Below are 25,202 nucleotides of genomic sequence, written 5' to 3' on the forward strand. Positions count from 1 at the left end.
GATCATGACGCTCTTTCCGCGTCCCCGTGGGCGGGCCCGCCGGTGGCGCCGCCGCCGATCGGGCGCAGTCCGTAGCCGACGCCGCGGCGGGTCTCGATCAGCGAGGGCCCGGGGGTGCCCCCGGGCTCGTCGGGAGGGTCGAGCTTGCGGCGCAGGTAACTGATGTACGTCTCAAGGACGGTCGACTCCGCGGAGTCGTACTGCCAGACGCCGCGCAACAGCTGTTCCTTGGTGAGGATGCGGCCCGCGTTGCGCATGAGGTGGCGAAGCAGGTTGTACTCCGTGGGCGTCAGCTCCACCTGCTGCCCCGCCCGGCGCACGGTGAACGTCGCCTCGTCCAGCTCCACGTCGCCGTGGCGCAGCACGTTGGAGGACGGCTCGCTGCCGCGGGTGCGGCGCAACACGGCGCGTACCCGGGCGATGACCTCGTCGACGTTGAACGGCTTGGTGATGTAGTCGTCGCCGCCCAGCGCGAGGCCGCCGAGCACGTCGGACGGCGCGTCGCGAGCGGTCAGGAAGATCACCGCCGGGCCCTCGTGCTGCTCGCGCAGCTTCCGGCAGACGTGCCAGCCGTTGCCGTCGGGGAGCATGACGTCGAGCAGCACCAGGTCGGGGAGGTGCTCACGAGCGAGTTCGAGCGCACCCTGTGCGGTGGCGGCGGCATACACGACGAAGCCGTGGAACCGCAGGGTGATCTGCAGGATGTCCGCGATGCCGGAGTCATCCTCCACCACCAGAACGGAGCGGTGTGCCTGGCCCGGCTCGTGATCGGTTGCGCTGCTGTTCATGCCACCAGCATCTCGGAGTAGTCGTTCCACGACTTGCTGTGATGTGCCGTCGTGTCGTGGCGCTCAGCCGCCGAACTGTTCCTCGATCTGCTGCTTCATCTCCTCGGGCACCCCGTCCGGGTACTGCTGATGGAGCATCTGCAGGGCCTGCGGCGGCAGCCCGGACGGCAGCCCCTGCTCCTGTGCCCACGCCTCCAGGTCGCTGCCGCCGCTGCCGCCTTCGGGTGCCTGGGGTCCGTACTGTTCACCGCCGGGGGACTGCGGGGCCGCGCCGCCTCCTCCGCCTGCGAGCATGCCGCTCTTGAGTGCTGTCTTCATGTCGCTCAGCTTGTTCATCATCATGAAGGTGTTGGTGCCCATGCCGGCCAGGAAGATCATCACTGCGGCGACGACGCATACGAGGGCGCGGACGCCCCTGCGGTGTTGCTCGGCGAACGTGGGCGGGACGGGGGGAACACGACGGGAGGCCGTGGGTCGCGTCTTGTTGGCCGCGGGGGAGTACCTGCCAGTGGTGGCATTCATATTCGACACACCCTTGGATTCGGGGACGGTAATCGCCACGAGCCACCTTGACGGATGAATCTTGGCATTGGTTGAGCCGCGATTGTGAATTCATTGGGAGATTTCGACTGCGCTTGCCGAGACTCATCTGCGCTGCCAATGCTGCTGGTGATCGAGGTATCGCACGAAGGAGCTGTGACGTGACCGGACTGGCACGCTGGTGCTTCCGTCGCAAGTGGGCGGTCGTCTTCCTCTGGGTGGTGGTCCTTGCGGGCCTCACGGGGGTGAGCCGCAGCATGGGCGAGGAGTATTCAGACGTATTCGAGATGCCAGGCACGGAGTCGGCCACGGTGCAGGAACTGATGGAGGAGGCGTTCCCCGAGGAGTCGGGTGAGACCGACACCATCGTGTGGCAGGTCGACGAAGGCTCGGTGCGCGACGAGGCAGTGCGCGAGGCAGTCGAACCGATGCTGGCCGACGTCGGCGCGCTCACCGACGTCGTGTCCGTCTCCAGCCCGTACGGCGAGCGTGGTGCCCGTCAGATCAGCTCCGACGGGAAGATCGCGTACGCCACGGTGACCTTCACCGAGCCGGCCCAGGAACTCACCAAGGAGCAGATGACCGACCTGGTGGACACCGCCAAGGAGGCCGAGACCGGCGGCGTGGAGGTCGAGGTCGGCGGCCAGGCGGTGCAACTGGCGGACGAGCCGCCGGCGCACATCGCCGAACTCGTCGGCATCGCCGCCGCCGCGGTGGTGCTGTTCCTGGCCTTCGGCTCGCTGTTCGGCATGCTGCTGCCGATCTTCACCGCGCTCTTCGGCGTAGGCACCGGCAGCGCCGCCATCGTGCTGCTCAGCCACTCCATGGACGTGGCCGAGGTGGCGCCCCAGCTCTCGATGCTCATCGGCCTGGGCGTCGGCATCGACTACGCGCTGTTCATCGTCACCCGGCACCGCAAAGGCATCCTGCGCGGCCGCACCCCGGCCGAAGCGGTCGCCGCCGCCGTCAACACCTCCGGGCGCGCGGTGCTCTTCGCCGGCGGCACCGTGTGCATCGCGCTGCTCGGCCTCTTCGCGCTGGACCTCAAGTTCATCAACGGCGTCGCCGTCGCCGCCTCCATGACCGTCGTCATCACCGTCATCGCCTCGATCACCCTGCTGCCAGCGCTGCTCGGAGTGCTGGGCATGCGGGTCCTCAGCCGGCGCCAACGGCGCAGACTGCTCACCGACGGTGCGGAGCCGGAGGAGCCGACCGGCGCCGCGGCCCGCTGGTCGCGCGTGGTCCAGCGGCGCCCCCGGCTGCTCAGCGTGCTGGCCGTCGCGGTGATGCTGGCGCTGGCCATTCCCACCCTCTCGCTCCGGCTCGGCGCCTCCGACCAGGGCAACAACCCCGAAACCAGCACCACCCGGCAGGCGTACGACATGCTCGCCGACGGCTTCGGGCCCGGCTTCAACGGCCCGCTGACCGTCTTCGTGGAGCTGCCCGGCAAGCAGGACGCACAAGCTCTGGACGGGCTGGTGGCCGACCTGGAGCGGACCCGAGGAGTCGCGGCGGTCACCGCGCCGCCGGTCAAGCCCGGCACGGAGCTGACCACCCTTCAGGTCGTGCCCGAGTCCTCACCCCAGGACGTCGAAACCGACGACCTCATCGACAAGCTGCGCGAAGACACCATCCCCGAAGCCGAGCAGGGCAACTCGATGCAGGCGTACGTCGGCGGCCAGACGGCGACGATGAAGGACTTCGCATCCGTCGTGATGGACAAGCTGCCCCTGTTCATCGGCGTCATCGTCGCGCTCGGCTTCGTCCTGCTGCTGGTCGCCTTCCGCTCCCTGGTGGTGCCGCTCACGGCGGCGGCGATGAACCTCATCGCGGCGGCCGCGTCGTTCGGCGTGCTGGTGGCGATCTTCCAGTGGGGCTGGGGCGGCGAACTGCTCGCCGGCGGCCGGGAAGGGCCCATCGAGTCGTTCCTGCCCGTGATCATGCTCTCGCTGCTCTTCGGACTCTCGATGGACTACCAGGTCTTCCTGGTCAGCCGGATGCACGAGGAGTGGGTCCACAGTCGCGACAACCGCCGCGCGGTCCGGGTGGGCCTGGCCGAGACAAGCCGGGTCATCAACTCCGCCGCCGTCATCATGATCTGCGTCTTCGGCGCCTTCGTGCTCAGCGGCGAGCGGGTGTTGGCGATGTTCGGCATCGGCCTGGCAGGGGCGGTGGCGCTGGACGCCTTCATCCTGCGGACCATGCTCGTACCCGCGCTGATGCACCTCTTCGGCACCGCCAACTGGTGGCTGCCGAAGTGGCTCGACCGCCGGATGCCCCACCTGGCAGTCGAGCCCCCGGAGGACCCGGACCCGGCGAGTGCGGTACCCGCCGAACCCGCCGCGCCGGACGACACCGCGCCCGCCACGCCAGCGGGCCCGGCACACGACGGACGGCCGTCACCCGTCGCACCGGGTCTGAGTGGCCCGGAGTACGCCTTGCCCGCGTCCGGCGGCGACCGGGGCCACACCATTCGCGGCCGCGTCCAGGGATTCGGCGGAGTCTCGGTCCCGGACGCGGAGCTCACCCTGATCGACGACGACGGCGGCCAGGCCAGCCGCGTCCTGGCCGCCGCGGACGGCTCGTACGCCTTCGAGAAGCTGCCCAACGGTTCCTATCTGATCGTCGCCAGAGCGGAGGGATATCACCAGAAGCTGGCCAACGTCGTGCTCAACGGCTACTCCGTCGACAAGTGCCTGCTCCGTCTGCCCCGTGCCGCCGCAGCCGCCTCGGGAGCCGTTCCGGCAGGCGCGCTCTCCGGCACCCTCCGCACGGCCGACGGCGAACCCCTCGCCGGCGTCCGCGTCACCCTGCGCGACATGGACGGAGACCAGGTCGCCGCAGCTCACACCGGCGCGGACGGCACCTACGACTTCCCCAGCCTCCTGCACGGCGCCTACACCCTGGGGGTGACGGTTCCGGACCCGGCCCACCAGAACACGGACCACTAAAACCGGACCGGACGCCGGGATCCCTGCGCCCGGCGTCCGGCACCGAGCGGCCGGGCCCTTGTGTGGACCGGCTGCACCTCGCCCCGCCTCCTGTTCGGACACTGAGGCGGGGCGAGGCCGTCTGGGGCATCAGGTCACAATGCGCTCAGGTTCAGCGGACGGTCGAAGGGCAGACGAGGCGGCCAGGCCGCGGCCAGTCATATACGCGTGGCCCCTTCGCGCCGGCTCCGCAGGAGTTGGCGTTCCCAGGCATCATCGGGTGCTTGGTTGGAGCCGCTGCGCCGCGTCCTGCGGCACATCCGCCGGAAGGCGCCCACCGCTCCGCCCGGCGCCGCGCCCACGTCCGCGCCGGCGCCGCCGGAGGCGGCGAAGCCCTCGACGAACGGTTCGCGGTAGCCGGCCGGCAGGTCCGCGGCCGGGTGGCGCCCTCGTCGGTGAGCGAGGAGGTGAGCCGGGCCTGGAGCACCGCGCATACGGCCGCGCCGGCCAGCACGGAGCCGGCCTGGCGCAGTGCGTTGTCGATGCCGGAGGCCGCGCCCGACATCCGGGTCGGCACGTTGCGCATGACCTCGGTGGCCATCGGCGCGAAGGCGCAGCCGGCGCCGAGCCCGACGAGCAGCAATGGGGCTGCGATGTCCGCCCAGCCGGCGCCGGTGTCGGCGGCGGTCAACCACAGCAGTCCGGCTGCCCAGAACGGCAGCCCGGGCATCGGGCTGAACTCTGGGCGGGCGGCCCGGATCGACTTCAGGGCCGCAAGCGTGTTGGCCGTGCCTTTGCGGCGGCGGTTGACGCCCCACAGGGTGTCGTCGCCGAGGGAGTAGCAGGCGTGGAAGCAGGTCACGCCGTGGGTGCGGTGGAAGGTCGCCGGGATGCCGTCAGGACGGCCCCGCTCTGCGCGGTGGCCGACTGGACGACGAAGCCCTCATAGTCACGACTGAGCAGGCGGGGACGGCCTCCCGCCCATCGAGGATCCAGGCAGGCCAGGCCGATCTCGTTGAATCGGTGGATCACATCCCGGACCGTGTCCTCGTCGGCCTGCACCTGCTTCGCGATCACCGGCACGCGGTTCCCGCCGGCCGAAGCCAGCAGCATCATCGCCCGCCGGCAGCGCACAGAATTTGCGCTGCCCCGGCGCACAATCCGCTGTAACTGCTGGCCCTCCTGGTCGGTCAGCCACCGGACCCTGACCGGCTGTGCCATTCCCGCCTCCCGCTACCACGCCTGCACTCCCCGGACATCCGAGCGCGCCGCACGCCAGGAAGCCACCAGCAAACCGGTGGACCTATGCGGTCACAGCACCAGGAAGCGTCGCCAGGTGAGCGAAGTGCGGGCTGGAGCGTGACATCCGGCCGCCGATTGTGATGCGCGTCTCATGTGGGGTCCTGTGTGTCACACCTCCGCTCTCCTCTCCCTCTGGGGTGCGAACGGATTGCACAGTGCGTTCCGTTCGCTGATCCACAAGGGGAGTGCGTGAGCGGGACGAACGGATCCGGCGAACACGGCCGGATCGACACCACGATGACGGACGCAATCCACGCCCCGTTCCGTCGCGGCCTTCGACCGCCTCACTGCCGTGATCGACACGGGGAGGCCGGAGGCGGCGAACTTGCGCTCCGGGAGCACTGGAGCCGCTTCACGACGTTCCTGCACCTCCACCACGCAGCCGAAGACACTCACCTGTGGCCGGTTCTGCGCGACCGGAGCGACACGGTGACGCCGGCGGTGCTGGATCGGATGGGGGGTGAGCACGCCGGCCCGACCGCAGTGCTCGACCCCGCCGACGCCGCCCTGGGTTCGTCCCGCGGTATCGGTGGCGTGGGTGAGACCGCGGGACGTCTCTGCGGCTCCCTCGCCGAGCACTGCGAGCATGAGAAGCAGTTGGCCTTCCGCTGGTCGTCGATCTGCTCACCGCCCGGGAATGGGCAGCCTTCACCGCCGAGCAGTGGCGACGCGGCCTCGTTCTTCCCGTGGCTGCTGGACGGCGCTTCCGTGGGCGCGCGGCGGGCGGCGCTGGGCGTCATGCCGCCGCGCGTCCGGCTCCCGTACCACCTCCCATGGCCGCCCCGGTACCTGTGCAGCCCTCGCCGGCAGACCCTCGCCCGCGCCTGACCCGATTCCCATGAGCCTGCGGAGGCTTTTGACATGTCCGAAATTCAGCCGACCTCCCTGTCCACCGGCCGCGGCAAGATAATCCTGACCCTGCTGTGCGCCATCGCCTTCCTGGACTTCATCGACGCGTCCATCGTCAACGTGGCGCTGCCGGTGATGCGCGAGGACCTGGGCTTCTCGGTGCAGAACCTGCAATGGGTCCCGAGCGGCTACCTGCTCACCTACGGCGGCTTCATGCTGCTGGGCGGGCGGGCCGCCGACTTGCTCGGCCGCCGCAGGGTCCTGGTCGCCGGGACCGCGCTGTTCGCCGTCGCCTCGGTCATCGCCGGCTTGGCCGACGTCGCGTGGGTCATGATCGCTGCGCGCCTCGCCCAGGGCCTCGGGGCGGCGATGATGCTCCCGGCCGCCCTCTCGATCCTGACGACCACATTCCGCGAGGGCCGCGACCGCAATACCGCGCTCGGGGTGTGGGGCGGCGTCGCAGGCGGTGCTTCCGCGACCGGCGTGCTCCTGGGCGGCGTGCTGACCGACGGGCCCGGCTGGCGTTGGGTCATGCTGATCAACCCGCCGATCTGCGTGCTGCTGCTGGTCGCGATCTACCTGCTGGTCGGGGACGACCGCAAGACTGCGCGCCTGGCCCGCTTCGACTTCCTCGGCACTCTCCTGGCCACCGGTGGGATTTTGCTGCTGGTTTACACCCTGGTGGAGGCGCCCGACATCGGCTGGGGCGAGACCCGCACGATCGCCGGGCTGGCCGGAGCGCTGGCGCTGCTGATCGCGTTCCTGGTCAACGAGCAGCGTACGGCCAACCCGCTGGTGCCCCTGTCCATCTTCAGGATCAAGGGGCTCGCCGCCGCCGACGCCACCCAGCTCGTCGCCATCGCCGGCTTCCTGGCGATGTTCTACTTCCTCACCCTCTACATGGGGAGTGTCCTGCACTACTCGCCGATGGAGACGGGGATGGCCTACCTCCCGCTCTGCTTCGCGATCGGCATGTCGGCCGGCGTGGGGTCCAGGCTCATCTCCCGCGTCGGCACCCGACCCCTGATGATCGTCGGTCTGCTGATCACCGTAGTGGGCATGTACTTGCTCTCGCGCATCCCCGTGGACGGCACCTACGTCGGCGATCTGCTGCCGGGCCTGCTGATCGTGGCGTTCGGGTTCGGCGCGGTGTTCGTATCGGTCACCACGGCCGCCAACGCCGGGGTACCGGCCGACAAAGCGGGTCTGGCCGCGGCCCTGCTCAACTCGTCCCAGCAGGTCGGGGGCGCGCTGGGACTGGCGATCTTCTCCGCGCTGGCCACCGCGCGCACCAACGACCTGCTGGCCGACGGGGCCCCCGCGGCGGAAGCCCTCACCGAGGGCTTCCAACGGGCGCTGCTCGCCGGCGCCGTCTTTCTGGCGGCCGCCGCGGCCGTCGCCTTCCGCGCCGCCAACAGCCGCGGTGAGGAGGGGGCCGCTCGGGAGGCGTCCGTCCCCGAACCCGCACCCCACTGAGCTCGGCCGCAAGCGGCCTGGCGCGAACCACGTGCCAGGCCGTTCGCGGGGTTAGGGGTCTCTCGGGCTCGGTCTTTGTCTTGTTCGACGCAGGTGAGTTTGTCGGGGCTGGTGGCGGCGTAGATCCCCGGGATTTCGTCGCTGTCCGGGCCGAGGTCCAGGACCATGAGATCGCTGCCGGCCGCGAGCGCCAGCAGCTCCGGCGTCTCCTCCGGAACGGTGACCGTCTGGATCACCACGGTGCGGTCGACGCCGGCGGCCCGTGCTTGCTGCTCCAGGTCGGCGGGGTGGAAGTCGCGGCGCAGCGGTGCGAGTTCGGACCCGGTGATCCAGTTCTGGTCGCGTACGGACAGGTCCCAGACGTGGTGGTGCGTGTCGGTGATGGGCATGGGTGTCACAGCTTCCACACGACGGGCAGGCCGGCGGTGGCGCCGTCGGGGGAGTAGTCGTGGGTGACGTCGAGGAGTTCGGCCATGCGGGCCTGCCACGCGGTGTTCACCGGCAGGCGCTCCAGGTCGGCGAGCAGCCGGGCGTAGTCCTCGCAGTCGATCACGTGGAAGAGGTTGGTGCCGCTGCGCCAGATGGTCCAGGAGGTGGCTCCGGCGGCGCGGATCGCGGCAGTGAGCTCCGCCGGGACTTCGCGGTGTGCCGCCTCGTACTCCTCGATGCGGTCTGGTCGGACCTTGGTGTGCAGGGCGATGTGCATGGAGGGCTCCTCAGGGGGCGACGATGACGATGTCGAGGGTGCGCGGGCCGTGCACGCCTTCGATCCGCTCCAGCTCGATGTCGCTGGTGGCGGACGGGCCGGAGATGAAGGTCAGCGGTCGGCGCGGGTCGAGTCGGCGCAGCGCCTCGGGTACGTCGCCGGCGATCTGGTCGGCGCGTACGACGCACAGGTGGTAGTCGGGGAGCAGGGTGAGCACGCGGCGTCCCTGTCCCGGGCCGGCGTCGAGGAGGAGGGTGCCGGTGACGGCGATGGCCAGGGCGCAGGTGGTGAGGACACCGTCGGCCGCGTCCAGTTCGCGTACGTCGAGCGGCGGGGTGTCGGCGAGGAGGCGTGTGGCCGTGTCCGGAAGCCACTTCGCGGGGAAGCCTTCGGGGACGACGACGCTTGCGAGGGCGCGCTGGGCGAGCGCGGCCGAGATGACCGGGCGGGGATCGGTGGTGGTGGTGACCATGGTCCGGTAGTCGGCGGCTCGCTCGGCGAAGAGGCCGACGATGTCGCTGCCGGCCTCGCCGGCGTGGCTGTCCCGGTAATCGCGGGGGATACGCGCGGCGTCGTACGTCTCGGTGGCGGGTACGTCGGTCAGGGCGGCCCTGATCCGTGTGAGCACGGTTTCGCGGCTGGTCACGGTCGGCTCCTCGTACCGCGCCACCAGGCGCGGAAGGTCTCGCGCGGCGGGGCCGGGGTGTCGCGGGTGTGCGACCAGCGGGACAGCGGTCCGGGCAGCCGGCGCAGGACGCCGCGCCGGGACAGCAGCCGGCCGCCGATCCAGCCCACCCGCTGGGCCGCGCCGAGGCGGCGCGGTGAGGTCAGGGCGATGGCGGCGGCCTTCATCACCAGGGCCTCGGGGGTGGGTACGGGGCCGCGTTTGGCGTCGACGGCCTCCGCTCGCAGGTGGACCAGCACCTCCGGGATGTTGATCTTCACGGGGCAGGCGTCGTAGCAGGCGCCGCAGAGCGTGGAGGCGAAGGGCAGGGAGGAGGCGTGCTCGATGCCGGCGAGCTGAGGGGTGAGGACGGCGCCGATGGGGCCGGGGTAGGGCGAGCCGTAGGCGTGGCCGCCGGTGCGCTCGTACACCGGGCAGACGTTGAGGCAGGCGGAGCAGCGGATGCAGCCCAGTGTCTGACGGCCGACGGTGTCGGCGAGGGTGGCGGTGCGGCCGTTGTCGAGCAGGACCAGGTGGAAGTCGCGCGGGCCGTCCCCGTCGTGTACGCCCGTCCACATGCTGGTGTAGGGGTTCATGCGCTCTCCGGTGGCGGATCGCGGCAGCAGCTGGAGGAAGACCTCCAGGTCGGTGAAGGAGGGCAGCACCTTCTCGATGCCCATGACGGTGATCAGCGTGTCGGGGAGGGTGAGGCACATCCGGCCATTGCCCTCGGACTCCACGACGGCGACCGTGCCGGTGTCGGCGGCGGCGAAGTTGGCGCCGGAGATCGCCACCTTGGCGGTCAGGAACCTCTCCCGCAGATGCAGCCGCGCGGCCTCGGCGAGGTCGCGGGGCTCGTCGGTGAGCCCGTCGGGTGCGGGCCTGCCCCAGTCGCCCATGGCGGTGCGGAAGACCTCGCGGATCTCCGCGCGGCCCTTGTGGATGGCGGGGACCAGGATGTGGGAGGGCCGGTCGTCGGCGAGCTGCACGATGAGCTCGGCGAGGTCGGTCTCGTACGCCGTGACGCCTGCTTCGGCGAGAGCCTCGTTCAGGCCGATCTCCTGGGTGGCCATGGACTTGACCTTGACGACCTCCCTCTCGCCGGTGGCCTGGACGAGCTCGGTGACGATGCGGTTGGCCTCGGCGGCATCCGCCGCCCAGTGCACGGTTCCGCCGGCCAGGGTGACCGACAGTTCGAGCTGCTGCAGATGCCGGTCGAGGTGGCGGAGGGTGCCCTCCTTGAGGGCGGCGGCCGCGGTGCGCAGCTCCTCCCAGTCGTCCAGTTCGCCGGCGACGGCGAGGCGCTTGTCGCGGATGGTGCCCGTGGCCTTGCGCAGGTTGACGCGCAGCCGGGTGTCGGCGACCGCGGCCCGGGCCGCTTCGGGGAATGAAGGGCTGCCGAGCCAGACGACGTGGCCCGAGGCATTGGCCTGGTTCATGCGGCGTCTTCCTCCGTCGTGGCGAGGATCTCGGCCAGGTGCCGGGTGCCCACGCCGGTACGGAGCCGGGCGAGGCCGCCGCCGATGTGCATCAGGCAGGAGTTGTCGCCGGCGCACAGCACCTCGGCGCCGGTGGCCTGCACGCCGCGGACCTTGTCGGCGAGCATGGCGTTGGAGACATCCGGGTTCTTGAGGGCGAAGGTGCCGCCGAAGCCGCAGCACTCGTCGGCTTCGGGCAGCTCGACGAGGTCGATGCCCTTGACGGCGCGCAGCAGAGCGAGAGGCCGGTCGCCGACACGGAGCATGCGCAGGGAGTGGCAGGTCGGGTGATAGGTGACGCGGTGCGGGAAGTAGGCGCCTACGTCGGTGACCCCGAGCACGTCGACAAGCAGCTCGGACAGTTCGTAGACCTTGGGGGCGAGGCCGGCGACGGCGGCACGGAGGTCCGCGTCGCCGTGCTGGGCCGCCAGCGTGGCGTGGAACTCGCGGATCATGCCGGTGCACGATCCGGAGGGGACGACGATCGCGTCGTAGCCGGCGAAGGCGTCCGTGAACCGGCGGACCATGGGCATCGCCTCGGGCCGGTAGCCGGTGTTGAAGTGCATCTGGCCGCAGCAGGTCTGGGCCTGCGGGAAGTCCACCGTGTGGCCGAGGTGTTCCAGCAGCCGCACGACGGCCCTGCCGGTCCGCGGGTAGAGGGTGTCGTTGATACAGGTGACGAAGAGTGCGATGCGCACGGCTACGTTACCTCCGGTACCGGGATCAGGGGCGGTAGCAGGTCCTCGGCGCGCAGCCGTTGCCAGACCTCCGCCGCTACCGGTGTGCTGAGCAGCGCCACAGTGTCGCGGACTTCCTCGGCCGACCGCGGTCCGGTGAGCACGCTGGCCACGGCGGGGTGGCCGAACGGGAAGCGCAGGGCGGCGGCGCGGAGCGGGACCCCGAGTGCCTCGGTGACCTTGTGCATGCTCAGCGCCTTCTCCAGCAGGTGCACGGGAGCGAGGCTGTAGTTGTAGGTGGCGCCGGCTCTGGGGGCGGCCAGCAGGCCGGAGTTGAAGACGCCGCCGATGATGACGCTCTTGCCGCGGGCAGCGGCGGCGGGAAGGAGCGTGTCGAGTGCGGGCTGTTCGAGGAGGGTGTAGCGGCCGGCGCACAGCACCGTGTCCACGTCGGTGTCGGTGAGGAAGCGGGTGAGCATCTCGGTCTGGTTCATGCCTGCGCCGATCGCCCGTACGACACCCTCGTCGCGCAGCCGTTCCAGCGCCGGGTACGCCTCGCGGAATGCCTGCTCCCCGTGGTCGTCGGGGTCGTGGAGCAGCGCCACGTCGACGCGGTCCAGGCCGAGGCGGGTCAGGCTGTCCTCCAGCGAGCGGCGTACTCCGTCGGCGCTGAAGTCCCACACCCGGCGGTGCACGGCGGGGACCGCGAAGCCGCTGGCCAGGTCGGACCGCGGGTGACCCTGGCCGTCGTACGGCTCCAGCAGCCGCCCGACCTTGGTGGAGACGACGTAGTCGTCGCGGGGTTTGCCGCGCAGCACCGCTCCCAGGCGGCGTTCGGACAGCCCCAGCCCGTAATGGGGGGCGGTGTCGAAATAGCGGATGCCCGCGTCCCAGGCAGCTTCGACGGTGGCCGCGGCGGTCTGCTCGTCGACCGGTGTGTAGAGCCCTGCGATCGACGCGGCGCCGAAGCCGAGCGCCGTTACCTCGACGCCGCTGTGGCCGAGCGTTGCCGTGCGCATCACCGCTCCTTCGGGCGCAGGCGCAGCCCCTGCATCCCGCCGTCGACCGCGAGCGCCGTGCCGGTGACGGAGGCGGCGGCCGGGCTCGCCAGATACGCGATGGCCGCGGCGACTTCGTCCGCGGTGACCAGCCGGCCCATCGGCTGCCGGGCGTCGAGTGCGGCCCGCTCGGCCGCGGGGTCGGCGGCCCGATCCAGCAGTCGGCCGACCCACGGGGTGTCCGCCGTGCCGGGGTTGACGCAGTTGACCCTGATGCCCTCGTGCACGTGGTCGGCGGCCATCGCCAGGGTCAGCGACAGCACCGCGCCCTTGCTGGCGCTGTACAGGGCGCGCTGCGGCAGTCCGGCCGTGGCTGCGATCGAGCAGGTGTTGACGATCGAGGCGTGCGCCGATTCACGCAGGTGGGGCAGGGCGGCCCGGGTGGTGCGCACCATGCCGAGCACGTTTGTGCCGAGCACCCGCTCCCACTCGGCGTCGTTGTTGTCCTCCACGGTGCCGATGGCGCCGACGCCGGCGTTGTTGACCAGGATGTCGACGCCGCCCAGGTCTCCGGCCGCTGTCTGCACCGCGGCACGGACGGAGGCGTCGTCCGCGACGTCCGTCACATAGCCGTGCAGCATGGGGTGTCCCCGGCCGGAGGTCGGGGAAGCCTCGGCGGCGTCGGGCTTGAGGTCGAGGACTGCGACGTGGGCGCCGCGCTCGGCGAGCAGCCGGGCGGTGGCCAGACCGATGCCGGAGCCGCCGCCGGTGACGACGGCTGTCAAGCCTTGCAGGTCACGGTGGTTGTCGTGCGAGCCGGTCATGCCGCCCCCTTCCCGGTGGCGCGGTCCGCAGTCCAGAAGGTGCCGTCGGGGTAGCGGTAGGTGTCGATGGATTCCTGGCGCATCTGCGCCGAGAAGCCGGGGGCGGAAGGGGCGGCGTAGTGTCCCCGGACGATGCGTACCGGGTCGGTGAAGTGCTCATGCAGGTGATCGACGTACTCGATGACGCGGTCTTCAGTGGTCCCCGACAGCGCCACGTAGTCGAACATCGACAGGTGCTGGACCAGTTCGCACAAGCCAACGCCGCCCGCGTGCGGGCAGACCGGAACGCCGTACTTGGCGGCCAGCAGCAGGATGGCGAGATTCTCGTTGACCCCGCCGACCCGCGCGGCGTCGATCTGCAGCACGTCTATGGCCTCGGCCTGGAGCAACTGCTTGAAGACCACCCTGTTCTGCACATGCTCACCGGTGGCGACCTTCACCGGAGCCACGGCCCGCCGGATCGCCGCGTGACCCAGGACGTCGTCCGGGCTGGTCGGCTCCTCGATCCAGTACGGGTCGAACTCGGCGAGTGCCTGGACCCACCGGACGGCCTCGTCGACGTTCCACCGCTGGTTGGCGTCGATCGCGATGCGGACATCGGGTCCGACGGCGGCGCGGGCGGCGCTGCAGCGGCGGATGTCGTCACTCAGGTCGGCGCCGACCTTCAGTTTGATCTGGGTGAAGCCGTCCGCGACGGCCTCCTTGGCGAGCCGGATGAGCTTGTCGTCGGGATAGCCGAGCCAGCCCGCGGAGGTGGTGTACCCGGGATAGCCGGTCACCCGCAGGTGCGCCGCGCGCTGCGCGGCGCCCGCACGGCCGCGTTCGAGGAGGTCGACGGCTTCGGCCGGGCTCAGCACATCCGCGATGTAGCGGTAGTCGACCTGGCCGGCCAGCCACAGCGGCTCGGCCTCGGCGAGGAACCGCCACAGCGGCTTGTCTGCTCGCTTGGCGGCCAGATCCCACACGGCGTTGACGACGGCACCGATCGCCATGTGCATCACGCCCTTCTCGGGCCCCAGCCAGCGCAACTGGCTGTCGCCGGTCAGGTCGTTGCTCACCGAGCTGGGGTCCGCACACACCTCGTCGACCGAACGGCCGACGAGGTGTGGCCGCAGCGCATCGAGGGCGGCGACCTGGACTTCGTTGCCGCGGCCGATGGTGAAGGTGAAGCCATGCCCCTCCAGCCCGTCTTCCGTGTCGGTGCGCAGGACGACGTAGGCGGCGGAGTAGTCGGGGTCGGGGTTCATGGCGTCGGAGCCGTCGAGCTCGCGGGACGTGGGAAACCGGATGTCATAGGTGTCGACGGCGGTGATCCGGGGGGAGCTTGCAATCACGATAGTGGGACCTCAATCACTGGTGTCACGCTGCGGCGAAGACCTGACGCTGGCTGCCGAGGCCGTCGACGGACAGCTCTGCGGTGTCGCCGGGACGCAGATAGGGCTGTCCGGGAAGGCCGAGGGCGACCCCCGCAGGGGTGCCGGTGAGGCCGATGCACACGACCTTGCCGGGGCGGGCGACGGGGGCGCCGACGCGCAGGCCACCGATGTTCAGCTCGGGCAACCTCCCGGTCTCGGCGGCGGCCTGGGCCCGCCGAGGGCCGCCGGAGGCGAGGAAGCGGCCCTCGATGTCGGCGGTGATGCCGGAAAGGTCCAGGAACCGGCCGTCGTCAGTGAGGACGGCAGGCCGCTCGTGCCCGGCGTCGCCCAGGCGCAGCAGTTTCACGAGTTCTCCTTGGGGTGACGGTCGTCAGTCCTGGGCGCGTCCGGTGGTCACCCGGGCGATCATGAGGGCGAGGAGGATGATCCCGCCGTAGATGGCCTGGATCCAGAAGGACGGCACCTGGGCGAGGGTGAGCAGGTTCTGTACGACGCCGAGGAGCAGGACGCCGGTGAGTGCGCCGAACATGGTGCCTTTGCCGCCGTCGAGGCTGATGCCGCCGATGACGGCCGCGGCGAACACGGTGAAGATCATGTTCTGGCCCTGGTTGGCGTTGATGGCGCCGACGTAGCCGGTCTGCATGAGGCCGCCGACCGCGGCGAGTACTCCGGCGACCACGAAGACGCCGAGCATCACCCGTTCCACGCGGATGCCGGCGGCGCGGGCGGCGTCCGCGTTGCCGCCGATGGCGTACAGGGCGCGGCCCCAGCGGTGGTACTTCAGCAGGAATCCGGCGATCCCGAAGGCCGCCGCGGCGATCCACACGGACATCGGGACGTTGAGGAACGTGGTGGTCGCTATGGTGAAGAAGGCGTCGGGCATGCCGAAGAGGGTCTTGCCCTCGGTCGCGCCGACGAGCACGCCGCGCAGGACGATCAGCATGGCCAGGGTCACGATGAAGGCGTTGAGCTTGAAGATCACCACCATGACCCCGTTGAACGCGCCGATGACCGCCCCGGCCACCACGATCGCCAGCAGCCCCACGGCGGTCGGCCATTCGGTGCCGAAGCCGGCGTTCGCCGCGGGCAGGACGAGCAGGGCGCCGAGCGCCGGGGCGATGCCGAGGACCGATTCCAGCGACAGGTCGAACTTTCCGCTGATCAGGACCAGCGACTCGGCGAGTACGACCATGGCGAGGGCGGCTGAGGCGCCGAGTATCGAGATGAGGTTGCGCTCGGTGAGGAAGGAGTCGTTGACCAGCGCGCCCAGCAGGAGCAGCAGCAGGAGCGCGGGCACCAGGGCCAGCTCGCGGGCCCGGCGCAGCAGGACATTGCGGCCGCCGCCGGGCGCCGAGGGCGGCCGGGTGGGGGTCCGGCCGTTCTCGGCGGCCCGGGCGTTCAGGGCCTTGATGTCAGCCACGGTCAACTCCTTCGATCGAGGCGATCAGCTCGTGGTCGTTCCAGCCGGCGGGGTGCTCGGCGGTGATCCGGCCGTGGAAGAGCACCAGTACGCGGTCGCAGCGGCGCAGATCGTCGAGCTCGTCGGAGACGACGAGCACGGCGGTGCCGTCGTCCCGGGCGCTGTCCACCCGGGCGAGCAGGGACTCCTTGGACTTCACGTCCACGCCGGCGGTGGGGTTGATGAGGACGAGGAGGCGGGGGTCGGAGGCCAGGGCGCGGGCCATGACGACCTTCTGTGCGTTGCCGCCGGACAGGTCGGAGACCGGCTGGTCGGGGCCCTCGGCGTGGATGTCGAGGCGCTTTATGAGGTCGCCGGTGAAGGCGCGGCGGACGGCGGTGCCGACCAGCCCGTAGCGGCCGATGCGGTCCAGGATGCTCATGGTGGCGTTGTCACCGATGGTCATTCCGGTGACCAGTCCCTGGGCGTGCCTGTCGCGGGGTACGCAGCCCACGCCGGCCCGCAGTGCGGCGGGCACGTTCCCGAACGGCAGCTTCGCCGCGTCCAGTTCCGCTTCGCCGGCGATCGGGGTGTGCAGCCCGGCGAGACTCTCGGCGAGCTCGATCTTGCCGCTGCCGCTGGAGCCGGCCAGGCCGACCACCTCGCCACGGCGGATGGTCAGGTCGACGTCCTTGAACACCTCGTCGGCACCGCTCAGGCCGCGTACCTCAAGGCGCACCGGCGCCTGTTCGTCCGTGCCCGGGACCGCGCGTGCGGCCTCGGCGGACCGCTCCGCCATCGCCTCGCCGGCCATCGCCTCGACGAGGGCGCCGCGGGGCAGGTCCTTGACCGGCGCCGTGGTGATCCAGCGGGCGTCGCGCAGCACGGTGACCGTCTGGCAGACCTCGTACACCTCTTCCAGATGGTGCGAGATGAACAGGAACGTCACCCCGGACTTCTGCAGGCCGCGCATCCGGCCGAAGAGCCGCTCGATCTCCTTGTTGTCGAGCTGCGCGGTGGGCTCGTCGAGGATGATGAAGCGGGCGCCGAAGGACAGCGCGCGGGCGATCTCCACGAGCTGCCGGTCCTCAACCTTCAGCTCCGCGGTGACGGCGTCCGGCGCGACCCGCACGTCCCAGGTCTGCAGCAGTTCGGCGGCCTCGGCGTGCATGCGCCGCCAGCTGATGAAGCCGCCCCGGCGGCCCGGCTGCCGGTTGATGAAGAGGTTCTCGGCGACCGTCAGACCGGGGACGACGGTGGGCTTCTGGTAGACGCAGGCGACCTTGCGCCGCCAGGCGTCGCGGTCGGCGAGCGGCGGTGCCGGCTCGCCGTCGAAGGCCACCGTGCCGGCGTCGGGGGCCGTCAGCCCGGTGAGAACGGAGACCAGGGTGGACTTGCCGGCGCCGTTGCGGCCGACCAGGGCGTGGGACTCGCCGGGGAGGACCGTCAGGCGGCCGTCGGCAAGCGCCACGGTGGGGCCGTAGCGCTTGACGATGCCCTCGGCGTCGACCAGCGGGCGGGTGAGGGTGTCGGCGGTGCTCATCCGACCGTGTTGCCCCACAGCTCGGGGTCGTCGACGTTCTCCTTGGTGACCAGCGGCGCGGGCAACTGGTCCTCCAGCAGCCCGTTGGGCAGCTTGACGATCTCGGAGTCGTGGTCGGTCGGACCCGGCTTGAACGTCTCACCCTGCATGGCGCGCTTGATGTAGTACATCGCGTACTTGGCGTAGGAGTCCGCGGGCTGCGAGACGGTGGCGTCGATCTCGCCCTTGCGGATGGCGTCGAACTCCTGCGGGATGCCGTCGTTGGAGACGATCGTGATGTGGCCGTCCTCGCCGGTCTTCTTGAGCATTTCCTTCGACTTGAGCGTCTGCAGGGTCGGTGCCAGGTAGACGCCGCCCGCCTGCATGTAGATCCCCTTGATGTCGGGGTTGGCGTTGAGGAGGGTGTCGAGCTTGGCGGCGGCGGTGTCGGACTCCCACTTGGCGGGGATCTCCAGGACCTCCAGGTCCGGGTACTTGTCCTTGACGCAGGAGCGGAATGCCTCGGACCGCTCCCGGCCGTTGACCGAGGCGAGATCGCCCATGATCTGCACGACCTTGCCCGTCTTGACCGTCTCACCCAGGTAGTCGCAGGCCTTCTGGCCGTACGCCTTGTTGTTCGCCCGCACGATCATGGCGACCTTGCCCTCGTCGGGGGCGACGTCCACGGCGACCACCGGGACCCCCTTGCGCTCGGCCTGGTCCAGCCCGGCGGAGACTGCGGCGCTGTCCAGGGGGGCCACCACCAGACCCTTGACGTCCTGGTTGAGCTGGTTGTTGATGTCGGTGATCTGCTGGGACGGATCGCTGTTGGAGTTGACCGTCTTCAGCGCGTCGACGCCCTCCTCCTCCGCCATCTTCGGCACGTAGTCGTTGTACGCCTGCCAGAACGGGGAGGTGAGCAGGGGCAGGACGACGCCGACCTTGCCCTCGCCGCCGCCCTCGCCGCCCGAGGAGGAGTCCGAGTCATTGGTGCTGCCGCACGCCGCCAGGGCGAGTGCGGCGCAGGCGGCCAGAGCAGACGCGCGGGCTGACCGCGAGGTGATTCCCAGAGATGTACCGGCCATGGCAACGGCTCCTCATCGATGGCGATGTGCTGACTCGAAGGGGTGGCTGAGTTGTTCAAGAGGGCCGGGTCGCGTCACCGGCTAGGGACCAATATTCATCGGATCACTCTGTCATGTCAATGGGAGGCATACGGACTATTTTCCCGGAGATGATCTCTAGAGGTCGGGCCAATTTCGGAGCTAGACTCCGCATACCAAGACCCATGGAGGCCATGTGGAGCGGCGTGCGGAGCGGGCGGAACCGGCGGATGCGGACAAGAGCACAGTGACGCAGCGCGCCATCGAGCAGATCAAGTCGATGATCCGGGAAGGGCTCCTGCAACCGGGTCAGCGGCTGCCTACGGAACGTGACCTGGCGGCGCAGCTCAGCATCTCCCGGAACTCCATGCGCGAGGCGGTCCGCGCCCTGACCGTCCTGGGGATACTGGAGGCCCGGCACGGCTCGGGCGTGTACGTCACCCGGCTGGAGGCGGGGGACCTGCTGGAGACCTTCGGCGCCGTGGCAGATCTCTCCTCAGGCCCGCAGCTGCTGGAGCTCCTGGAGGTCCGCCGGGTGCTGGAGTCGACGGCGACGTGCATCGCCGCGGCCCGTATCGGTGCCGAGCAGCTCGCCGAGGTGGAGCGGCACCTTGAGGCGATGCGGGCGAGCGACGACCCGGAGGAGATCCTTTCCCACGATCTGGCCTTTCACCGGGAAATCGCGGCGGCTGCGGGAAACGAGTCGATGGCGGCGATCCTCGATGGGCTCTCCTCGCGGACGTTCCGCGCCCGGGTGTGGCGGGGCTACGAGGAGGAGGGGGCGTTCGAGCGTACGCTGCTGGAACATGTGCGGATCCATCGGGCGCTGGTCGACCGTGATCCCGATGCGGCCCGTGCGGCGGCGTCCGTGCACGTGGCGGAGGTCGAGGGGTGGCTGCGGCGGCAGTTGGACAGCGGGTCGCCGGAACTGCTTGGCTCTCTTCCCCGCCGCTGAGCAGGATCTCGGATCGGCAGCCGTGGTCGGCACGTACGAGTGCCTCGACGGACCGCGCCGTCGGCATGGTACGACGGGCACCGGCATGGGAAGGAGTACGGCCGGCACCGGATGCGGTGGGCGAGCTGTCCGACGCGAGTCGCGGCGGACCCGAGCATGGGGCCTTGCGGTTCGCCCGTGCCGCGTCACGTCACCCGGCGCCAGCGAACAGCTGATTCTCCAATTGTCCCATGCCAGCCGGATCGCGCCGGTGGCGACCTTCCGCTCGCCGAGATGCGAGGCATCGTCGGAATGGGGAACAGGCACAGCTCCTCAAGGCGGCGGCGCAGCGGGTTGAGGAGTGTGCCACCGGCACCCGGCAGACCGCCGCCGACGATGGCCACGTCCGGGCCGACGACCAGGACGCTCGCGGCGATGCCGGTCGCCAGGTTGTCGATGAACTCGGGGGTGTCGACGGCCTCACCAGCGGCCAGCGCGTCGCGGACTTCGTACCAACGGGCTGCTCTCAGCACCCCGATCTCTCCGGCGGCCCCGTGGGACCCCTGGCGCACCTGTCCGTCGATCAGGATCCCCACCGACGTGGCGGACGACGTTGCCGACCAGCTCGCTCACGATGAGTTCGGTGGTGGTTTCCAGCTCATGGAGGTCCCAGGTCCGAAGCTGGGCGCGGACATGTCCACGGGCCTGGCCGGCGGCGCGTGGGTCATCGGGCAGGGGCCATGCGGCAACGTTCTGCGTCGCGATGCGGTGGGTGCGGGCGATGAGAAGGGCCGCGTCGTCGGTAGAGGGCCGGTCCGGTAGCAGGAGCGTGCGCGTGATGGCATCGCACAGAGTGTCGAGATCGTCGGTCTGTCGCGTCTGGAGGACGCGGACGAGGAGCGCCGTGCCGCGATCGATGTCGAGATTGCGTGACTCGACGAGGCCGTCGGTGTACAGGACCAGGAGCGACCCGTCGAGAAGGACGGTTGTCGTGGTGTCGAAGGGCGGTGTGGCCGCACCCAGCGGAGGGCTTTCGCTGCCACAGAGGCTTCCCTTCCCCTCGGATTCCTCCTCGATGGAGCCAGAGAGGCGACGGGTCAGAGCATCCCGCCGCTTTGCCGACGCTTCGCGTCGCGTGTGTCGATCAGAGCGATGCCCGAGGCACGCGAAAGGGGCATGTCCCCGTCAAAAATCCATCCTCGTGCGGCTTTCCGTCCATAGCCCCGACGGCAGGTGACGCTTACAACGGGAACGAGCCGTCCATGCGCAGCAGTCTGTGCGGCTCCAGGAAGCCCCGGGCGCCGGAAACATGCCAGGGGCATCCGACTCGCCCCCCATGCAGAGAAGAGGAACAGCAGATGCCAGTACTCGTGACCTTGCGTAGATCGGTGACAGCGGCCGCGGCGGCAGCCCTGGTGCTCGTCACACCGCACACGGCGGTCGCGGATGTCGGCGGCGGGAACGTCTCGGTCGGCTGGTCCATCGACAACGTCCCGCCGGAAGGGCTCTCCAACATCACCTTCCCCATCACCGTCAACCCCGCTACGGCCCACAAGGCCGGGATCTACTTCGCGCAGCAGTACGACTTCGCCGGCGGCATGGGCTACACCGGCCTGCAGCCGCGGGAGAACAACGGCGACACCGAGCGGATGTCCGCCCGCTTCTCCACCTTCACCGCCGGCGCGACCACCTCCGACCCGCTGTGCCACGAAGGGGCCGACGGCGGGCCCGGCGTGACCTGCGCAGTGGACTTCGACGCCGTGTACGGGCATCGCTACGACATCAAGGTCGAGCGGACCGGAAGCGACACCTGGAGCGGGACGGCGACGGACTCGGTCACCGGTGTCTCCACCCACCTCGGCACCTGGACACTGCCTGCGGGCAGCGGCAACCTCCAGGGCTCGCAAGGAGGGTTCGTGGAGTACTACGCGGGGATCCCCAGCTGCAGCGAGATGCCCCGGTCCGACGTCGTCTTCGGCGGTCCCACGTCCACCGACGCCGGCGGGCTCAGTGGCACGTCGTGGGCCAACTACGAGTACAGCGACTGCGTCGGCGAGTCGGGCTACCAGGCCGAGGCCGAGGGGGCGGGCACTCACGTCACCCGCGGCTTCAACTCGTAGCGCCCCTTGGTCCGGCTGCGGGCCCGGTCCGCCGCAACGCCGGTTGGACCGCACGCAGTTCACGTCGCGCCCCGGCCGGGATTCCGGCCGGGGCGCAGTGCGTCTTGCCGACGAATCCGCCGGGCCCGCGGGCCGTGCCCGGACGTTTGTCTCGGTCGTCTGCCACGAGAGTCCATGGCCGGGCGCGTACAGCGCTGCTACAGAATGGGCATGAGACCTTCACATCGATTCAGATCAGTGGTGATTACCGCGCTCACCTGCTTGATGGCCGGGCTGCTCGGCCCGGCGGCCGCGGCCGCGGAACCTCCCGGGGGGACCGCCGGTGACGTCACCGGCTTCACCCCCGCCGGGCCCGCAGGCTACGAGATCGCGGCGGGCGACGCCCACGCCCGGGTGAGCTTCGTTTCTGACACTGCTTTCCGTCTTGAGTTCGCCCCCGACGGAGCATTCACCGACCCCACCGGCGAGGACATCGTGCTGCCGCAGGGTGAGCCGCCAACCACGACTTGGCGGGACGCGGGTGACCGGTACGAGATGCGCACCGACGAGGTCACCCTGCGCGCGTACAAGTCGCCGCTGCGCTTCGCCCTCCACCGCGCCGACGGCACCCGCATCTGGGCGGAAACCACGGGCCTGACCTGGGACGCCGAGCACACCACTCAGACCCTGGCGCGCGGCGCGGAGGAGCAGTTCTACGGTGCCGGGATGCAGAACGGCCGCGGCAACCACTCCCACCGCGGCAACACGGTCGAAGTCGGCGTCGACTACGACTGGGACGACGGCGGCCACCCCAACTCCGTACCGTTCTACCTCTCCACCGCCGGCTACGGCGTCTACCGCAACACCTACGCCCCCAACACGTATGCCTTCACCGACCCGGTGACCGCCACCGCCCAGGAGCGGCGCTTCGACGCCTACTACTTCGCGGGCGACGCCAAGAACGTCATCGGCCAGTACACCGAGCTCACCGGCCGCCCCATGCTGCCGCCCATCTACGGCCTGGAGATCGGCGACTCCGACTGCTACCTGCACAACGCCAACCGGGGCGAGCGGCACACCCTCGACTCCCTGAAGGTCGCCGACCAGTACCTCGAACACGACATCCCGCTCGGCTGGATGCTCGTCAACGACGGCTACGGCTGCGGCTACGAGGACCTCGCCGAGACCGCCGAGGGTATGCAGGAGCGCAAGGCCGAACTCGGCCTGTGGACCGAGGACGGTCTCGACCAGCTCGCCGAGCAGGTGCGGGCCGGCCAGCGGGTCGCCAAGCTCGACGTCGCCTGGGTGGGTCCCGGCTACAAGTTCGCCCTCGACGGCTGCAAGGACGCCTACCGCGGCATCGAGGAGCACAGCACCGCCCGCGGCTTCACCTGGGCACCGGAGAGCTGGGCGGGTGCCCAGCGCTGTGGTGTGCAGTGGTCCGGAGACCAGTCCGGAAGCTGGGAGAACATCCGCTTCCAGATCCCCACCTACGCCGGCGCCACCATGTCCGGCCTCGCCTACACCACCGGTGACGTGGACGGCATCTTCGGCGGCAGCCCCAAGACGTACGTACGCGACCTGCAGTGGAAGTCATTCCTGCCGGCGATCATGACGATGGACGGCTGGGCGGCCACCGACAAGCAACCGTTCCGGCACGGCGAGCCGTACACCTTCATCAACCGCAAGTACCTGAAGCTGAAGGAATCCCTGCTGCCCTACATGTACTCCTACGCCGCAGAAGCGCACCGCACCGGCGTGGGCGCCGTCCGGCCCCTGGCGCTGGAGTACCCCGACGACCCCGTTGCCGGTACGGAAGCGGCTAAGTACGAGTTCCTGACCGGCGAGTCCTTCCTCGTCGCCCCCGTCTACCAGGACACCAGCGAGCGCGACGGCATCTACCTGCCCGAGGGCACCTGGGCCGACTACTGGACCGGCCGCATCTACGAAGGCCCCGCCACCGTCGACGACTACAGCGCCCCCCTCGACACACTGCCGCTCTTCGTGAAGGCCGGCGCCCACGTGCCGATGTGGCCGGGCATCCGCTCCTACCGCGACCGCGCCCCCGGCGACCCCCTCACCTGGGACGTCTACCCGCAGGGCGAGAGTTCCTTCACCCTCTACGAGGACGACGGCGTCACCCGCGCCCACCGCACCGGCGCCCACGCCGAGCAGCGGATCACCACCGAGGCACCCGAGTCCGGCCCCGGCGACGTCCGCATCGACGTCGGAGCGCTGCGCGGCGACTACGCCGGCAAGCCGGGCGCCCGCCCGTACCGCTTTGCCGTGCACACCGGCGACGCTCCCGGCGCCGTACGCCTGGAGGGCCGGGCACTGCCGCGGCTGACCTCGCAGGCCGAGTACGACAAGGCCGCCGCGGGCTGGTGGTACGACGCGGCCGACCGCGGCGGGGTCGTGAACGTCAAGACCCGGGCCATGAAGACGGCCAAGGGCTTCGACATCGCGCTCGACGGTGCCAGCGCCGTCGGTGGCCCGGCGCCGGACGCGCTGGCAACTGTGACCGCCGCGCCCGACCAGGAAGTCGCCCGGGGCAGCGCCACATCCGTAGCGGTGGACGTGGCGGCGGGCATGTCGGACGCAGAAGACGTCAGCGTGGCACTGCAGGTGCCCGAGGGCTGGGACATCTCAGAGCCCGTCGACCTCGGCACCGTACCTGCGGGTGAGAAGCGCACTGCCGAACTGGCCGTCACGTCCCCGCCCGGCGTGAAGATCGGCGAGCCGGCCGCTCTCACCGCCGTGGCCCATTACAGCGCCGAGGGCGCCGACCGGACCACCAGCGCCCGATTCGCGGTGCGTACGGTGCCTGAGCCACCCTCCGGCGACACCTGGGCAAGCGATCTGGAGTGGCTGTCGGAGTCCAACGGCTGGGGTCCGGCGGAGCGCGACCGCAGCAACGGTGAGTCGGCCGCAGGCGACGGCCGGACGCTCACCCTGGCCGGCACCACGTACGACAAGGGCATCGGCGTCCACGCCGACTCGGACATCGAGTTCTACACCGGCGGTCGCTGCACCTCCTTCACCGCCGACGTGGGCATCGACGACGAGATCCCCGAGCGCGGCGGCGTGACCTTCTCGGTCGTAGCCGACGGCGAGACCGTGTGGGCCTCACCGCACCTGACCGGCACGTCGGCGCCGGTCTCCGCGGACGTCTCGATTGCCGGTGCGCACCATGTCCACCTGAAAGTCACCGACTCGGACGCCGCGAAGGGAGGCGACCACGCCGACTGGGCGGCGGCCCGCTTCCACTGCGGCTAGGTTCTGTTTCTCGGATCTGCTGACAGGGCCTTGTGGGCTGGTCCAGGCTGTGGGAGTGGCTGGACGAGGGTCTTTGACGAACGCGGAGTGGGAGCGGCTGGAGCCGCTCCTGCCTCGTGGCGGGAACCGTGGTGGCCGCTGGAGCGATCATCGCAAGGTGATCGATGGCGTCCTGTTCCGTGTCCGGACGGGAGTTCAGTGGCGTGACCTGCCGGATCGCTTCGGGCCGTGGCAGACGGTGTACAAGCGGCACCGGCGCTG

At 70.3% G+C, this 25,202-nt stretch carries 23 protein-coding genes and 3 pseudogenes; 8 read left to right on the forward strand and 18 right to left on the reverse strand.

Annotated features, from left to right (window positions below; genetic code table 11):
- Positions 1-2 precede the first annotated feature (2 nt).
- Together B124_RS24570 and B124_RS24575 are read right to left on the reverse strand one after the other, a co-directional pair.
- Positions 3-788 (reverse strand): response regulator transcription factor, encoded by a 786-nt coding sequence (locus B124_RS24570; RefSeq protein WP_496505116.1) that lies wholly within the window; start codon positions 786-788, stop codon positions 3-5.
- Between the two features lie 63 nt (positions 789-851).
- On the reverse strand, positions 852-1,310 hold the full coding sequence (locus B124_RS24575; RefSeq protein ID WP_496505117.1) for a hypothetical protein: 459 nt from the start codon (positions 1,308-1,310) through the stop codon (positions 852-854).
- Between the two features lie 188 nt (positions 1,311-1,498).
- On the opposite strand from B124_RS24575, the gene B124_RS24580 reads away from it, so the two are divergent.
- Positions 1,499-4,279: an MMPL family transporter gene (locus B124_RS24580; protein ID WP_496505139.1), complete on the forward strand. Its 2,781-nt coding sequence runs from the start codon at positions 1,499-1,501 to the stop codon at positions 4,277-4,279.
- Between the two features lie 151 nt (positions 4,280-4,430).
- On the opposite strand, the gene B124_RS24585 is transcribed toward B124_RS24580, so the two are convergent.
- Both B124_RS24585 and B124_RS24590 read right to left on the reverse strand, forming a co-directional pair.
- Positions 4,431-5,120, reverse strand: coding sequence for a hypothetical protein (locus tag B124_RS24585; protein WP_496505118.1), 690 nt, complete (start codon positions 5,118-5,120; stop codon positions 4,431-4,433).
- Positions 5,117-5,479, reverse strand: coding sequence for a helix-turn-helix domain-containing protein (locus B124_RS24590; RefSeq protein WP_496505119.1), 363 nt, complete (start codon positions 5,477-5,479; stop codon positions 5,117-5,119). Before B124_RS24590 ends, B124_RS24585 begins: the two co-directional genes overlap by 4 nt.
- 270 nt (positions 5,480-5,749) lie before the next feature.
- On the opposite strand from B124_RS24590, the gene B124_RS24595 reads away from it, so the two are divergent.
- Entirely contained in the window at positions 5,750-6,388 is a 639-nt protein-coding gene (locus B124_RS24595) for a hemerythrin domain-containing protein (RefSeq protein WP_496505120.1), read from the forward strand.
- A 33-nt stretch (positions 6,389-6,421) separates the two neighbouring features.
- Positions 6,422-7,885 (forward strand): MFS transporter, encoded by a 1,464-nt coding sequence (locus tag B124_RS24600; protein ID WP_496505121.1) that lies wholly within the window; start codon positions 6,422-6,424, stop codon positions 7,883-7,885.
- 164 nt (positions 7,886-8,049) lie between these two features.
- Here B124_RS24600 and B124_RS24605 read toward each other — a convergent pair.
- The 12 genes and pseudogenes from B124_RS24605 to B124_RS24660 form a co-directional block, all read right to left on the reverse strand.
- A pseudogene (locus B124_RS24605) lies at positions 8,050-8,274 on the reverse strand (amidohydrolase family protein); the annotation flags it as partial.
- Positions 8,275-8,279: 5 nt separating this feature from the next.
- Entirely contained in the window at positions 8,280-8,591 is a 312-nt protein-coding gene (locus B124_RS24610; RefSeq protein WP_496505122.1) for an L-rhamnose mutarotase, read from the reverse strand.
- Between the two features lie 10 nt (positions 8,592-8,601).
- Positions 8,602-9,237 (reverse strand): LutC/YkgG family protein, encoded by a 636-nt coding sequence (locus B124_RS24615; protein ID WP_496505123.1) that lies wholly within the window; start codon positions 9,235-9,237, stop codon positions 8,602-8,604.
- A complete protein-coding gene (locus tag B124_RS24620; RefSeq protein ID WP_496505124.1) occupies positions 9,234-10,694 on the reverse strand; it encodes a lactate utilization protein B in 1,461 nt (486 codons plus the stop codon). Before B124_RS24620 ends, B124_RS24615 begins: the two co-directional genes overlap by 4 nt.
- Positions 10,691-11,431, reverse strand: coding sequence for a (Fe-S)-binding protein (locus B124_RS24625; RefSeq protein WP_496505125.1), 741 nt, complete (start codon positions 11,429-11,431; stop codon positions 10,691-10,693). The genes B124_RS24620 and B124_RS24625 overlap by 4 nt, the downstream gene beginning before the upstream one ends.
- Positions 11,432-11,433: 2 nt before the next feature.
- A complete protein-coding gene (locus tag B124_RS24630) occupies positions 11,434-12,429 on the reverse strand; it encodes an aldo/keto reductase (protein ID WP_496505126.1) in 996 nt (331 codons plus the stop codon).
- Positions 12,429-13,232 carry an SDR family NAD(P)-dependent oxidoreductase gene (locus tag B124_RS24635; protein ID WP_496505127.1) on the reverse strand — a complete coding sequence of 268 codons (804 nt, stop codon included), beginning with the start codon at positions 13,230-13,232 and terminating at the stop codon, positions 12,429-12,431. Before B124_RS24635 ends, B124_RS24630 begins: the two co-directional genes overlap by 1 nt.
- Positions 13,229-14,563, reverse strand: coding sequence for an enolase C-terminal domain-like protein (locus B124_RS24640; RefSeq protein WP_496505140.1), 1,335 nt, complete (start codon positions 14,561-14,563; stop codon positions 13,229-13,231). The genes B124_RS24635 and B124_RS24640 overlap by 4 nt, the downstream gene beginning before the upstream one ends.
- A gap of 151 nt (positions 14,564-14,714) precedes the next feature.
- Positions 14,715-14,954: pseudogene (locus B124_RS24645) on the reverse strand (fumarylacetoacetate hydrolase family protein); the annotation flags it as partial.
- Positions 14,955-14,978: 24 nt separating this feature from the next.
- The gene (locus B124_RS24650; protein ID WP_496505141.1) at positions 14,979-15,935 is read right to left on the reverse strand and encodes an ABC transporter permease; all 957 of its coding nucleotides are present in this window, start codon (positions 15,933-15,935) and stop codon (positions 14,979-14,981) included.
- An 85-nt stretch (positions 15,936-16,020) separates the two neighbouring features.
- On the reverse strand, positions 16,021-17,550 hold the full coding sequence (locus B124_RS24655) for a sugar ABC transporter ATP-binding protein (protein WP_496505128.1): 1,530 nt from the start codon (positions 17,548-17,550) through the stop codon (positions 16,021-16,023).
- Complete coding sequence (locus B124_RS24660; protein WP_496505129.1) at positions 17,547-18,614, reverse strand: sugar ABC transporter substrate-binding protein; 1,068 nt, start codon at positions 18,612-18,614, stop codon at positions 17,547-17,549. Before B124_RS24660 ends, B124_RS24655 begins: the two co-directional genes overlap by 4 nt.
- 214 nt (positions 18,615-18,828) lie before the next feature.
- Here B124_RS24660 and B124_RS24665 point away from each other — a divergent pair, with 214 nt between their 5' ends.
- Positions 18,829-19,587, forward strand: coding sequence for a FadR/GntR family transcriptional regulator (locus B124_RS24665; RefSeq protein WP_496505130.1), 759 nt, complete (start codon positions 18,829-18,831; stop codon positions 19,585-19,587).
- A 185-nt stretch (positions 19,588-19,772) separates the two neighbouring features.
- Here the strand turns inward: B124_RS24665 and B124_RS24670 are convergent, their stop codons facing one another.
- Complete coding sequence (locus tag B124_RS24670) at positions 19,773-20,099, reverse strand: hypothetical protein (RefSeq protein WP_496505131.1); 327 nt, start codon at positions 20,097-20,099, stop codon at positions 19,773-19,775.
- 67 nt (positions 20,100-20,166) lie between these two features.
- Between B124_RS24670 and B124_RS24675 the strand changes: the two genes are divergently transcribed.
- Positions 20,167-20,388: a hypothetical protein gene (locus B124_RS24675; RefSeq protein ID WP_496505132.1), complete on the forward strand. Its 222-nt coding sequence runs from the start codon at positions 20,167-20,169 to the stop codon at positions 20,386-20,388.
- A gap of 9 nt (positions 20,389-20,397) precedes the next feature.
- On the opposite strand, the pseudogene B124_RS24680 reads toward B124_RS24675, so the two are convergent.
- Positions 20,398-20,667, reverse strand: a pseudogene (locus B124_RS24680) (SpoIIE family protein phosphatase); the annotation flags it as partial.
- A 257-nt stretch (positions 20,668-20,924) separates the two neighbouring features.
- Between B124_RS24680 and B124_RS24685 the strand changes: the two are divergent.
- From B124_RS24685 to B124_RS24695, 3 genes are all read left to right on the forward strand, one after another.
- Entirely contained in the window at positions 20,925-21,686 is a 762-nt protein-coding gene (locus tag B124_RS24685) for a hypothetical protein (RefSeq protein WP_496505133.1), read from the forward strand.
- A gap of 210 nt (positions 21,687-21,896) precedes the next feature.
- Positions 21,897-24,941, forward strand: coding sequence for an NPCBM/NEW2 domain-containing protein (locus B124_RS24690; protein WP_496505134.1), 3,045 nt, complete (start codon positions 21,897-21,899; stop codon positions 24,939-24,941).
- A gap of 55 nt (positions 24,942-24,996) precedes the next feature.
- A partial coding sequence (locus tag B124_RS24695) for a transposase (protein WP_496505135.1) occupies positions 24,997-25,202 on the forward strand: 206 nt, incomplete at its 3' end.

Source organism: Streptomyces sp. CNP082, from assembly GCF_059570535.1.

Bases quoted from the DNA above. Each gene is read 5' to 3' on its own strand.
- B124_RS24570 (WP_496505116.1), bottom strand. From the start codon at position 788: ATGAACAGCAGCGCAACCGATCACGAGCCGGGCCAGGCACACCGCTCC.
- B124_RS24575 (WP_496505117.1), bottom strand. From the start codon at position 1,310: ATGAATGCCACCACTGGCAGGTACTCCCCCGCGGCCAACAAGACGCGA.
- B124_RS24590 (WP_496505119.1), bottom strand. From the start codon at position 5,479: ATGGCACAGCCGGTCAGGGTCCGGTGGCTGACCGACCAGGAGGGCCAG.
- B124_RS24600 (WP_496505121.1), top strand. From the start codon at position 6,422: ATGTCCGAAATTCAGCCGACCTCCCTGTCCACCGGCCGCGGCAAGATA.
- B124_RS24610 (WP_496505122.1), bottom strand. From the start codon at position 8,591: ATGCACATCGCCCTGCACACCAAGGTCCGACCAGACCGCATCGAGGAG.
- B124_RS24620 (WP_496505124.1), bottom strand. From the start codon at position 10,694: ATGAACCAGGCCAATGCCTCGGGCCACGTCGTCTGGCTCGGCAGCCCT.
- B124_RS24630 (WP_496505126.1), bottom strand. From the start codon at position 12,429: ATGCGCACGGCAACGCTCGGCCACAGCGGCGTCGAGGTAACGGCGCTC.
- B124_RS24635 (WP_496505127.1), bottom strand. From the start codon at position 13,232: ATGACCGGCTCGCACGACAACCACCGTGACCTGCAAGGCTTGACAGCC.
- B124_RS24655 (WP_496505128.1), bottom strand. From the start codon at position 17,550: ATGAGCACCGCCGACACCCTCACCCGCCCGCTGGTCGACGCCGAGGGC.
- B124_RS24660 (WP_496505129.1), bottom strand. From the start codon at position 18,614: ATGGCCGGTACATCTCTGGGAATCACCTCGCGGTCAGCCCGCGCGTCT.
- B124_RS24685 (WP_496505133.1), top strand. From the start codon at position 20,925: ATGCCAGTACTCGTGACCTTGCGTAGATCGGTGACAGCGGCCGCGGCG.
- B124_RS24690 (WP_496505134.1), top strand. From the start codon at position 21,897: ATGAGACCTTCACATCGATTCAGATCAGTGGTGATTACCGCGCTCACC.